Below are 11,961 nucleotides of genomic sequence, written 5' to 3'. Positions count from 1 at the left end.
TACTATTTTTTCTCGTAAGTCGATGGAGTAAGCTTTCATTCTACCTATTAATGCACCCGCATTAGTGTACCTCATTTCTCTGCAATCTGCTGTATATTATGTCCGGCAAATTAACCTTAATTCCACCCTTGACCTCTCCCTGGTTTTGCGTAGCAAAACCTGTCCCTCACGCCACTTGCTACAACGGAGGGAACCTCCCTTCTCCTTCGGAGACGCTCCGCGAACGGGTTCGCCACTTCGAGGGGACGGAAACCGACACCGCCGAGTGGACTCACCGCAACGCAGTGGCTCCCCTACTAGGGGAGGGAAGACTTTGTGACACCAGTCAAAGGCACCTTCTAGAGGTTTGTTTATTACGGGTAATTGAGGGGATATGATATAAGTTAAAAAATAAATATGATTTGCAGTTGCCAATTTTGATTTTGGCGAATAATCTCAATTTTGCGAATGAATTCTCGCAGGTAAAATCGTCGCTCTGCTTCTGATAAGTCTAACCAAAATTGGGGAATTGAAACAGCTTGAGCAACAGAACGCAAGTTCACCGGGGGGAGTGTTGCTAGCTTTGCTTGGAGTGCAGAAATTTCTATACGGAGTTTGTATGCTCTTAGTTTTGCTGTTTCTACATCTAAAATTCCGCTTTCTACTAAGGTGGGTAGTTGTTCGAGTATTTGTTGCTGGCGATCGCTCTTTTCTCCTAAACTATTTTTAACGGCATCTAATTGAGGAAAATTCATCTTAGATACTGCACTCGGTAAGTCACGACAAACCGCTTCAATTGTCTTTTCTAAAATTTGTGCGTAGGGAATAGCGCGACATTTTGGGCTTTTGGTGCAGCTAATTGGACGTAAATAAAGATACTCTTTATCTTGATTGCGCTGAGTTACACGGGTAACTGTCATATGCGATTCACACTCGCCACAGATAACCAAACCCGCTAGAGAACGTGGCGCACTTGCAGTTCTAGATGGCAAACGGCTATTGCGGCGTAAAAGTCGATCAATTTGTGCAGCTTCTTCTTTCGTAATAATTGGCACATGTGTATCAGAAATAATTTCCCCGTTCTGATAAGCCGTATCGCCGCGATATACTGGATTTGTCAGCCAGCGTCGCCCAGTGGTGACAGAGATTTTCTTAGCATATTTTTTCGCCAGATAACGCACTGCTCCCCGCAAAGAACCGTAAAGCAGGAAGTTGTCAAAAAAATCTTTGACTACCGGGGAAGTACTACGGTCAATAATGTATTTTGCATTACCTCTGCGGTAGCCATAAGGTGCTTTACCTGGTGGTGGCGCAGCCTCCAAACGATTGCGGGCGTGTGCTTTGCGGATGCGATCGCTCTTGTGCTGGCGCTGAATTTCGTGTAACAATTTGAATAAGTCAGCGCGAAAATTAGCAGTTTCTGAAGAGTAAGCTTGTTCAGTGGCAATTATTGCTATCCCCATCGCTTCGAGTTGGGTAAGGCGATCGCTCACTTCTTCTACAGTATCTCCCAATTCCGCCAACCGACGAATAAGCAGATAATTTGCTCTTTCGGTTTGACAGTCAGTGAGTAATTCTTGTAATTGCGATCGCTTACCCAAATCCTCATAAACTCGATCCACTTCCCATCCCCAACTATGAGAATCGGGTGAGGGTTCTAGTAAAGGGTCAGTGTAAGTGTAAGCGATAATTTTCATAACTTAGGAGTCAGGAGTCAACAGTCAAGAGTCAGGAGTCAACAGTCAAGAGTCAGGAGTTAGGAGTTAGAAATTAGGAGTTAGTGGTTAATTATCCCCTTATCCTCCTTGTCCCCCTTGTCTCCTTGTCTCCCTTGTCCCCCCATCCCCCACTCCCCCTCACCCCTGACTCAACTCGATAACATTCCCATCTGGATCTTGGGTGAAAAGAGCGGGGCGACCGGATGCGCTGGGTTGAAAAAGGCAATTATGATCTAATAGCTGCTGTTTTGCTGCGTCCAAGTCGGTGACAGAGAAAGCGATATGAGGGTTGCGTCCCCATTTTTCGTATTTGTTGTCTGTGGGGACGGTGGGTGCGACTATTAGGTGAAGTTGATATTCGCCGATTTGATACCACGCACCAGCGTATTTTAGGGAGCGATCAATTTTGGGCAATCCTAATACTTTGCCATAAAAGTGTTCTGATTGTTCGAGATTCGTGACGAGAATGGCTGTGTGCAGACTTTGTATGATTTGCATTGTTAGTGAGATGCGATCGCCTTTATTTAACATTAGTTGAATAAACCTCTCCCTCCCAACCTCCCTCTCCTACGAGGAGAGGGAGGAGAAGCAAGACAAAAATGAAGCTTTTAAGCCTCTCCCCGCTTGCCTAACGGCAGGCTGACGCCAACAGGGAGAGGTTTGGAGAGAAGTTAAATTGTATCTATCGTTGCCTTTATTTAGATTGTGACAAGGAATGAGGATAAATATGGATGCTCAATTAACAAGTAATGAAATCAATCTTGCACGCGAGATTTTACACGATTTCGATCCCGCACAGCACGCATTAAATAACTTAGAAAAGCACAATGGCAATTTAGAGCGGTCTTTTGAGGATTTATGGACAGAAAAAAATGGTCCACCACCGACGATGAGGGGTAATAAATCACTTTGGCAAGTGACGCTGAAAGCACTGCGTAAAGAACTTTGCGGAGATGATGGTTTTCGCGGTCAACAAGCGCGAGTATACTAAAAATCCAGCAAGTGCGCCTTTGCTGTCGGGGTTGATAGTTTCTCTAGTGGGGATAGCAGGAGCGCATGGTTTACCCCTCGATCCGGCGATCGCTTTCCTTCGATACAGATTTCCAAAGCAAAAGGTTGGACGTTTGTGGAGATGGGTGCAGGTTTGACACTTTTTCGCACCATCACACACTCTACCGCAAGCGATCGCGTTAACTCTGGGTCATGCAACGCTTCCCAATGCAAAGCATGAAATTCAGGCGTTTTACCAACAATTTCAATTGATAGTTCCGACAAATCCCGCCGCAGTTGCCGATATTCACTATAAGCTTGATTCTGCCCAAAAACTTGCTGAAATAACCTTACGCCGTAGGTTTGCACACTCACAGCCGCTGCTTCAGCCAGGGTAATGTCAGTGAAGGGAAAAGTTATCCAGTCTTCAAAATACCACTCTAAGAGCTTTTCTTCCTGCGGGGTGAAGGGGTCAGTGATTGTAATTAAGTATTCTCCCCCATCAAAAATCAAGACAGCATCAAATCCAGTTTCTGTTTTCTGTGTCTCCCGAATGGTGATGACTGGCATAGGATGACGCTGTTAACGGCAGTATAATTACATAATAGGCTACACATCCTTGATTCCGGTTCCGGATAAATAGATATAGGATGGCAATTCATCAATTTCGTCTTAAGTTACTTATGTAAGCTGCTAAACCAAGATCAATCAAAGGAGAAGATTTTTAGATCGACTTAAAAAGTATAATTTAATACTTATTTTTGCCTAAGATGTTTATATTTTGAAATGAAATGCTCATATGCAACGCCAATAAAAAGGCAATGCGATCGCATTCCTAGAATACGCTGATTATCTTAAAAATTGCCCTTTCAGGCGCATGACTAATTAAAAGGCAAGCAGCAAGTTCTCCAATTTCTACCTTTATGGGCTTGTGTATTGACCAAATTTTTGAAAAACTAGTTTATAAAATTATCAGTGGTGCTGAATTTTGGGTGCTGAGGAGCCAGCACGCGCTCATTTTCCTTATGCGAACGACGATGTATGTCTCAAACATCCAACTTCCGAAGGAACCTCAGTTAAAGCGAGTGGCATTGTGGAGTGTGAAGCCACGGAGTTAATCATCTCAAGTGTCTGTTGATTTGCTGTGCCCCTCTCATGATGCCTGAATAACTATTCCCACACCACAATGAAATACCAGGTACTAGATCGAATATTTAACAAAGCTTTGTCTTTACGCAAATTTGAACGCTTGGAACTTGATGAGAACTTTTGCATTATAGATACATCCGAGCAAGTTCAACGATTTGCCGATCGCCCTGAAGAGGTAATGCTAGGAAAAGATGTCCGGCTAAGTTTTCCAGAATTTATTGGGATTGAAGATATTCTCATCTCTATCTTACAAGGGGAAGAGGAACTATTTGAATTAGAAAGTATTAGACGCTTTTATGAAGATAAATCAGATATATATATCAATATATATATTCTTGGCGAACCAGGTGAAAACGAATCTGATAATAGATTAGTTATTTTGCTTGAAGATATTACCGAAAAAATGTTTTTTCAACAAAACCACAAGCAGAAAGTTAATGAATCTAATTTATTATTACATACGTTAGTCACTTACAAAAATTACATGGATCAAGTTATCACTTCAATGGCAGATGCCTTTTTAGTGACAACTAACTCCGGAAAAATAAAAAAAGTCAATCGAGCCGCACAAGAATTATTTGGATTTAGTGAACAAGAATTAATCGAGCAGCCAATTTCTTTAATAATTGAGGATAATTTTTTACTCCAAAGAGCGATTAGGCAGCATTCTTTATATCATAAATATTTCCAAAATATAGAATTAGTTTGTCGAACTAAAAAACGAGAAAAGCTGTTAATTGCGTTTTCTTGTTCAGTTATTCAAAAAAAAATAGATGGCTTAGAAGATATTGTTTATATTGGTCGGGATATTACTGCTAGAGAGCGCAGACAACAGCGTCATGCAGTACAGTATGCCATAACCCGCATTTTATCAGAATCTCAAAGCGTCAAGCAGGCAATATCGAAAATTTTGCAGGCAATTTGTGAAAGTTTGGGATGGGATTTAGGGCAACTTTGGACAGCAAATGAATATTTAACCACATCAGCGTCTAGAGAAAAGAAAGATAAAAGTAATCCTATACTCAGATGTGTGGAAATGTGGTCGAGTCGAACAATCACCGTTCGAGAATTTAAAGCGATCGCATGGCAAACTACATATACCCTTGGTGATGGTTTTCCGGGTCGAATTTGGGCAAGACGTTCCCCGCTTTGGACTAGAGACATTGTGCATAGTTCTGATTTTTCGCGAACGCAAAAAGCTGTCGCTACAGCATTGCACGCCGCATTTGGTTTCCCGATTGTAGATGACAGCGAAGTTTTAGGCGTGATGGTTTTCTTCAGTCGAGAAGTGCAACCAAAAGATGTAGACTTACTACAAATGATGGCTTCTATTAGCAGCCAAATTGTTCATTTTCTGAAACACAAACAAGCAAGTGAGCTTCTTTTAGAAAGTGAAGAAAGATATCGAGATTTATTTGAAAACGCTAACGACTTGATTCAGTCTGTTAATGCTTATGGTCGTTTTGAGTATGTTAATCGTGCGTGGCGAGAAACTCTCGGATATAGCGAAGCTGAAATTACTCAAATGAATGTATTTGACATTATACATCCAGATTTTCAATCTTCTTGTCGGCAAATGTTTTATCGTGTCCTCTCAGGAAAAAAAATTGAGCAATTTCCAGCTGCGTTCGTGACTAAATACGGTCAAAAAATCTTTGTAGAAGGAAACATAAATTGTAAATTGGTGAGAGGAAAACCAGTTGGAACTCGCGGCATTTTTCGTAACATCACCCAGCGACTAGAAGTTGAAGAAGCACTGCATCATCAACAGAAACAAACTGAAGGTTTGTTGCTGAATATTTTGCCAGAAGCAATAGCTAACCGTCTCAAACAACCAGGCACAATCACCGAAGACTTTGCTGATGTTACAGTTTTATTTGCAGATATCGTTGGCTTTACGGAAATCGCTTCTTCTGTGAGTGCAATTCAACTGGTAAAGTTACTCAACCAAATTTTTTCAGATTTCGATCGCCTCAGCGAGCAATATAATTTAGAGAAAATCAAAACCATTGACGATGCTTATATGGTAGTTGGTGGTTTACCCAGACATCGCGCAGATCATGCTAGTGCGATCGCGCTAATGGCACTCGATATGCAAAGTGCGATCGCTCAATTTAATGCCAAAAATCAGCAAAACTTCTCCATTCGTATCGGCATCCATAGCAGTTCCGCAGTTTCCGCACTAATCGGTATCAAAAACTTTACTTACGAATGGGGAGACACCGTAAACATCGCCAGCTGCATGGAATCCCAAGGTTTGACCAACAAAATTCAAGTATCAGAAACCACTTATCAACAATTGCGTGATGAATTTTTCTTTGAAAAGCGCGGTGAAATCGAAGTTAAAGGTAAAGGGAAAATGACAACTTATTTGTTGATTGGGAGGAAGGTAATGGGGAATGGGTAATGGGGAATGGGTAATGGGTAATAGGGAATGGGGAATGGGAAATGGGGAAAGAATTATTACCAATGACGCGAGTTGCACGCCAGGTGCTACAACGGTCGTGTTCCTTTGCAGCGCACTGGCTCCTCAACGGAGGGCACCTTTGCACGGCACTGGCTCCCCAATGCCCAATGACGGCAGGTGCTTCAACGCGACGCCAGTCCGCTCAACGGAGGGAACCTCCCAACGGGAGAGCCACTACGAATAGACGGTACAGGCAACCGCGCCCGTGGACTCACCGCACGCGGCTGGCTTGGGAACCCGCGCAACGCACAGCCAAACCTATGCCCAATTACCGCGTTCCCCATTACCCATTACCAATTACCTATTACCAATTTACTTAGGGAGTATTCGGAATCAACCTACCACAGGGATAAGTTGCAGCTTCACCAGAAGCGCTATCAGCCATAGCCTTAGGGATTTTATCTACTGGTTGAGTTTTGGCTGCAAGATAGTCTTGACGCAGTTTCTCGGTTATTTCTTCTCGTCTGTCGTAAAGTCGCTTTAGAGGGCGAGGCTGGCACTGGTTCATCACGTATGCTGTTACCAGTGGTAAAGCGATCGTGCTATCGGTGTAACAAACAATCGTGCTGGGTAATTCTTCTGGGTCAATTTTACCCCAACTGACAGCTTCTGAGGGAGTAGCCCCAGATAAACCGCCGGTATCCGGACGCGCATCGGTAAACTGTATAAAGTAATCGTGTCCCCGTTCTTCTAGTCCCAATACCTCGTGAATTTGCGGTTGGGTTTGTAGCAAAAAGTTCTTGGGACTGCCACCACCGAGAATTACCGCAGCACTTTTGCCTTCAGATTCGCCTTGAGATTCGCGTGCAGTGTAGGCGATCGCTGCTGTCTCATTCACGTCAATTGACGGATCTAAAATCAACTTGGAACCTTCTAAGGCTAAAGCCGCCACGTTCATCCCAATTGAACTATCACCGGGCGAAGACGTATAAATCGGCACGCCACATTCATAAGCTGTCGCTAGCAAACACGAATGCTGCACTCCTAATTGCTTTTCAACTTCCCGGACATATTTACCTAGCAAATGATGAAATTCAGCCGTTCCCATCCGCTTTTGAAACGGTTCTGCTTGCAAAATCTTGCGGATAAAAGCATCAGTTTCTAGCAGCACATCGTAGCCAAAGATAATGTCATAAATCCGGATGGTGCTTTCCTGACGCAGCTTCACATCATCTAAAAATGGATTACCTGCAAACAGTTCAAAACCCAAACCATAATGCATGTCGTGGTAAAGATTTGCACCAGTACTAATCATCCAGTCAATAAAGCCGTTGCGAATCAAAGGTGCTAGCGCAGAAACTCCGAATCCTGCTGGTGTCATCGCACCGGAAAGGCTAACTCCCACCGTCACACCTTCGGTTAAGACTTCTTTACTCAGTAGTTGACAGATTTCCCGCAAACGCGCTGAGTTATAAGCCGTGAAGTAATTATCAATCAAATCAATTACGCTGATATTGGTTGACATCGGTGTGGGTGAGATTTTTTGACCCAGCTGTTTTGACATTTTGCACTCCCGCAGAGTAAACACGCTCCCATGTAATGTTAACTAGCTTTGAGTAATTTCTTGCATCGCCTTTAAGTACGAATCGTAAGCAGTTTGTCCAAAACATACGAAAATTACTTGTTTGAGTAAGCGATCGCTCTCTAAAAACTTGTTAACTTCACTCACAGCAATTTTACTAGCACGTTCAAGCGGAAATCGATAAACACCTGTGCTAATTGCCGGAAAAGCGATCGCTGAAATCTTATATTCTTCTGCTAGAGCTAAACTCTGACGGTAACAACTGGCTAATAACTCATCCTCGCCATAATTTCCACCCTCCCACACTGGACCAACGGTGTGAATTACCCATTTAGCTGGGAGATTATAGCCTTTTGTGATTTTAGCTTCGCCAGTTTCACACCCTCCCAGTTTACGGCATTCTTCTAACAGTTCTCGTCCGGCAGCGCGATGAATTGCCCCATCGACACCACCACCACCTAGTAAAGAACTATTCGCTGCATTGACGATCGCATCAACTTTCAACTGAGTAATATCACCTTGAACCACTTCTATTTGCGTCATTATCCCTGGTTTGCTGTTTTCTCAAATCATAGCCGCACGAATTGCTTGCAAATGACCGCTACAAAAGCGCACTAGCTGCCAATGTGGGTTGTCAATAATTTTTGTCAGGTACAAATGTCAGCATAATTTAACAATTCTGGATGTTGGACACGTTGATCTTCATTCTGCCAAGTTACCCAGTCAAAGAAAATGACAAAATTTTCTTCGTAAAGTGCTTTAATGAATTTCTCAAATTCTTTAGAATAGGAATAAGGGTCTAAAGTCAAGGATTCAGTTTGTATATTATATAGGTTTGCTTTTTTGCTGGAAAGTATCGGTAATAAAGCTAACACTGTATCAATATTGTTTCGGGTAATCTCACTGGACGTATCCAATAATGCCATTTAATTAAAATGGTATAAACAACCAAATTCTGATTCATTTTATAAGTGACTGGCGACTAGAGATTAGGGATTAGGGATTAAGGATTAAAGGTGAGGAATAAAGAATAATTTTCTTCCCCACTCCCCACTCCCCACTCCCCACTCCCCCTAATTGTTGAGAGTAATTTACAGAGATTGATGAAACCCGATAATACAACAGAATTTCACTCAGACCCAGAAATCGATCGCTTAATCGATGAAGTAATAACTTCTTCTTTAACGGATGAGCAGTATCGTAAAAAGATGCAGCGCCGTAAGGAAGTCCAAGATCAACGAATCGCAAATGCTGTCCCGGAAAAAGGGTTAGTTATTATTAATACCGGCAACGGTAAGGGAAAAACGACTGCGGCTTTGGGGATGGTGTTACGATCGCTTGGTCATGGATATAAAGTAGCGATCGTCCAATTTATCAAAGGTGCCTGGGAACCTTCAGAAAAAAAGGTTTTCAGTATGTGGCAAGACCAGTTAGAATTTCATGCTATGGGCGAAGGCTTTACCTGGGAAACTCAAGACCGCGATCGCGACCTCGATAAAGCTTACGACGCTTGGCAAAAATCATTAGAATACATTTGCAATCCAGACTTCAAGCTGGTGCTGTTAGATGAAATTAATATCGCTCTGAAAATGGGTTATTTACAAGTTGAGGAAGTTTTAAGAGGTTTGCAACAAAAACCACTCGATAAACACGTTATCCTCACAGGTAGAGGCGCACCAGCGGCTTTAATTGAACGAGCCGATTTAGTCACAGAAATGACTTTAGTTAAGCATCCTTTTCGCGATCAAGGCGTAAAAGCGCAAGCGGGAATTGAGTTTTAATTTTTTCAGTGATGAACGATCGCACTTTGCCAAAACTCGTTATTCATCGTTCATCAAAAGAGCGATTATTTGACTCACTTTCGGTATCCGCCATCTGAAACTTGATTGCACATCTGCAAAATTTGGCGATCGTTATCACTGACAGTATTTAATTTATGATAGTCTTGTAGTGCCACTGAGTAGGCATAAGTCATTGGCTGATCTGCATCTAGTTTCGGTATTGTATTTGCTGTAGCTACCTCTTCTAGACCTCCTCCAGCAGGCGCAGTTACCGTCATCGCCAACTCTCCTGTTGAGTCAACATTGCCCTGAAAACAACTAAACTCAGAACTGGGCATATACAACGCGCCCATCACCTGATTTTGGCGCTTCTCAAATACAATATATCCTTGCCCAAGTTGGTTTGGTTGTGGAGATTGACCATAGAGATAAACGCCATCTTGTTTGGGAAACTTCGTAGTGACAACCCCAGCGTTTTTTGTTGATTTTTGAGATTTGGTAAGTTGTGCGCTAGTTCCAGGTGAAGAAACTTTATCGTTATCGTCTGTTCCGAGACTAGCGTTAGCCTGGATTTGTCTTTCTTGCAAAGCGTTTCTGGAAACTTGCAAATCCGTAACCAGGGTTGACGTTTGTGCTGTTTCTATTTGGTTACTCAAAACTGGTTTAGCCTGTTCGCCAACAACACCAGCAGTTATGATTAAGCCAGCGAGGGGAATTGTCCATTTGCGAGGGGAAAGAAATTTATTGATATTATGCACCACCCAAATCCTCCTGTGAAAAAATTATTACGTATTCTGCCACCTACCTCTTTAAACCGTAACCAAGTATTTAGGCATCAAGGCTCTGCCAAAGGTTTGATTTATATTGTGCGGAAAAACACATTTTCAATAAATAAAGTTTTTATCTATTTTTTTGGCTTTAATCAGAAAATACCATCGTTTAAGCGATTTTCACTTCACTAAGTAAATTCACTCTCTGGGGTGAGGTTTTCGGAAAATTGCTAATATATTTTTATTTGATATTTTTATTTTGATAAATAATATTTAATTTCGTTTTCTGACAGCAGTCGTGTTGGGAACGACTCAAAAAAAATCGCCCCCTGAATTCAGGAGGCGCGTCGCCTAAAGCGATAAGCTTATAACTAGCTAGCAACGTACTCTTTAACATTTGCGCGACGGCGACGCAGATGAGCAAGGGCTTGATGCTCTAATTGGCGGACGCGCTCGCGGCTAAGACTTAAGCGTTCGCCAACTTTCGCCAGAGACATTTCGTTACCATCTTCTAAACCAAAGCGCAAAGCTAAAACTTCTCGCTGTTGGGGGGTAAGTTCAGATAATAGAGTGTTCAAGTCTTGGCGCAAGAACTCTTGAGTCATGTAATACTCAGGTGATGGACCATCATCTTCGAGCATTTCTTGCAACTCAGTATCTTGATTGTCGCCGACGCGAACATCCAAAGAAACTGGCTGACGTGCCATATTCAGGTATTCGCGAATTTGAGCTGGTTCTAGCTCAAGTTCTTTGGCAATTTCTGCGGGGGAAGGCGATCGCCCATATTTTTGAGCTAGTTCGCGCTGTACTTTTTTGATTTTGTTCAGCTTCTCGGTGATGTGGATCGGTAAGCGAATTGTCCGACCTTGTTGAGCGATCGCCCGCGTAATCGCTTGACGAATCCACCAGTAAGCGTAGGTTGAGAACTTATAACCCCGTGTCGGGTCAAACTTCTCTACACCTCTTTCTAGTCCTAGAGTTCCTTCTTGAATCAAATCCAGAAACTCCATATTCCGCTTTTGGTACTTCTTGGCAATAGCAACGACTAAGCGCAAATTCGCTTCAATCATCTTTTGCTTTGCCCGCTTACCTTGATGCACAAGCTGTGTAACCTCTGCTTCTGGTAGATTAACATGGCTTGCCCACTCTTCTAAGCTGATTTCGCGGTGCAGTTTCTTTTCTAAAGCTTCTTTAGCTTCCACTAACTTCATCATGTGTTGCACCTGCTTCCCAAAGATGATTTCTTGGTCACGGGTTAGCAGTGGTACACGACCAATCTCGCGCAGATAGGTTCGCACCATATCAGCCGTGAATTTGGTGTTATTGTTTTCAGTTTGGGTGGTAACAGTAGGCATTGGTGCGTTGTCCTCTTGTCCGTAAACACAATGAATATTTAATTACTAGGGCGGATGGGGAAAGATTGTGTTTTGATCTCACCACATTATGAACTACCGAAGACAATCATATTAGTACAGGTTTTGTCAAGACGGTGCTCCCTTTAGATAGGTTTCCCTATCCTCCCTAAATCTTTAAGTCGTTAGAAGTACGCGCTCAAAGTTTCCCTTGATTTCTTTTCGTCCTCACT

11 protein-coding genes and 1 pseudogene are annotated in these 11,961 nt (G+C 42.6%); 4 read left to right on the top strand and 8 right to left on the bottom strand.

Going from position 1 to position 11,961, the window contains the following annotated elements:
* Positions 1-383: 383 nt before the first annotated feature.
* Positions 384-1,676: a recombinase family protein gene (locus PI95_RS11640; RefSeq protein WP_039739499.1), complete on the bottom strand. Its 1,293-nt coding sequence runs from the start codon at positions 1,674-1,676 to the stop codon at positions 384-386.
* A 159-nt stretch (positions 1,677-1,835) separates the two neighbouring features.
* The gene (locus tag PI95_RS11635) at positions 1,836-2,195 is read right to left on the bottom strand and encodes a VOC family protein (RefSeq protein WP_039740563.1); all 360 of its coding nucleotides are present in this window, start codon (positions 2,193-2,195) and stop codon (positions 1,836-1,838) included.
* Positions 2,196-2,424: 229 nt separating this feature from the next.
* On the opposite strand from PI95_RS11635, the pseudogene PI95_RS11630 reads away from it, so the two are divergent.
* Positions 2,425-2,782 (top strand): annotated as a pseudogene (locus PI95_RS11630) (hypothetical protein); the annotation flags it as partial.
* Here PI95_RS11630 and PI95_RS11625 read toward each other — a convergent pair.
* Positions 2,685-3,257: a hypothetical protein gene (locus PI95_RS11625; protein ID WP_236117032.1), complete on the bottom strand. Its 573-nt coding sequence runs from the start codon at positions 3,255-3,257 to the stop codon at positions 2,685-2,687. The pseudogene PI95_RS11630 and the gene PI95_RS11625 overlap by 98 nt on opposite strands.
* Positions 3,258-3,912: 655 nt before the next feature.
* Here PI95_RS11625 and PI95_RS11620 point away from each other — a divergent pair.
* Both PI95_RS11620 and PI95_RS11615 read left to right on the top strand, forming a co-directional pair.
* Complete coding sequence (locus PI95_RS11620) at positions 3,913-6,243, top strand: adenylate/guanylate cyclase domain-containing protein (protein WP_336507205.1); 2,331 nt, start codon at positions 3,913-3,915, stop codon at positions 6,241-6,243.
* Between the two features lie 41 nt (positions 6,244-6,284).
* The gene (locus PI95_RS11615; protein WP_163518809.1) at positions 6,285-6,623 is read left to right on the top strand and encodes a hypothetical protein; all 339 of its coding nucleotides are present in this window, start codon (positions 6,285-6,287) and stop codon (positions 6,621-6,623) included.
* On the opposite strand, the gene PI95_RS11610 is transcribed toward PI95_RS11615, so the two are convergent.
* From PI95_RS11610 to PI95_RS11600, 3 genes are all read right to left on the bottom strand, one after another.
* The gene (locus PI95_RS11610) at positions 6,620-7,807 is read right to left on the bottom strand and encodes a homospermidine biosynthesis protein (RefSeq protein ID WP_039740565.1); all 1,188 of its coding nucleotides are present in this window, start codon (positions 7,805-7,807) and stop codon (positions 6,620-6,622) included. The two genes, PI95_RS11615 and PI95_RS11610, sit on opposite strands and share 4 nt — an antisense overlap.
* Before the next feature lie 42 nt (positions 7,808-7,849).
* Complete coding sequence (locus PI95_RS11605; protein ID WP_039740567.1) at positions 7,850-8,368, bottom strand: O-acetyl-ADP-ribose deacetylase; 519 nt, start codon at positions 8,366-8,368, stop codon at positions 7,850-7,852.
* A gap of 104 nt (positions 8,369-8,472) precedes the next feature.
* On the bottom strand, positions 8,473-8,742 hold the full coding sequence (locus tag PI95_RS11600) for a DUF6508 domain-containing protein (protein ID WP_163518808.1): 270 nt from the start codon (positions 8,740-8,742) through the stop codon (positions 8,473-8,475).
* A 186-nt stretch (positions 8,743-8,928) separates the two neighbouring features.
* On the opposite strand from PI95_RS11600, the gene cobO reads away from it, so the two are divergent.
* Positions 8,929-9,606 carry a cob(I)yrinic acid a,c-diamide adenosyltransferase gene (gene cobO, locus PI95_RS11595; RefSeq protein WP_039739507.1) on the top strand — a complete coding sequence of 226 codons (678 nt, stop codon included), beginning with the start codon at positions 8,929-8,931 and terminating at the stop codon, positions 9,604-9,606.
* 74 nt (positions 9,607-9,680) lie between these two features.
* On the opposite strand, the gene PI95_RS11590 is transcribed toward cobO, so the two are convergent.
* Together PI95_RS11590 and PI95_RS11585 are read right to left on the bottom strand one after the other, a co-directional pair.
* The gene (locus tag PI95_RS11590; RefSeq protein WP_336507204.1) at positions 9,681-10,364 is read right to left on the bottom strand and encodes a hypothetical protein; all 684 of its coding nucleotides are present in this window, start codon (positions 10,362-10,364) and stop codon (positions 9,681-9,683) included.
* 383 nt (positions 10,365-10,747) lie between these two features.
* On the bottom strand, positions 10,748-11,731 hold the full coding sequence (locus PI95_RS11585) for an RNA polymerase sigma factor, RpoD/SigA family (protein WP_039739511.1): 984 nt from the start codon (positions 11,729-11,731) through the stop codon (positions 10,748-10,750).
* Positions 11,732-11,961 lie beyond the last annotated feature (230 nt).

This window comes from Hassallia byssoidea VB512170 (genome assembly GCF_000817785.2).
GTDB classification, from domain to species: Bacteria; Cyanobacteriota; Cyanobacteriia; order Cyanobacteriales; family Nostocaceae; genus Hassallia; species Hassallia carrinoi.
Note: the sequence above shows the minus strand (reverse complement) of the source record. Positions and strands in the feature narration are given on the sequence as shown.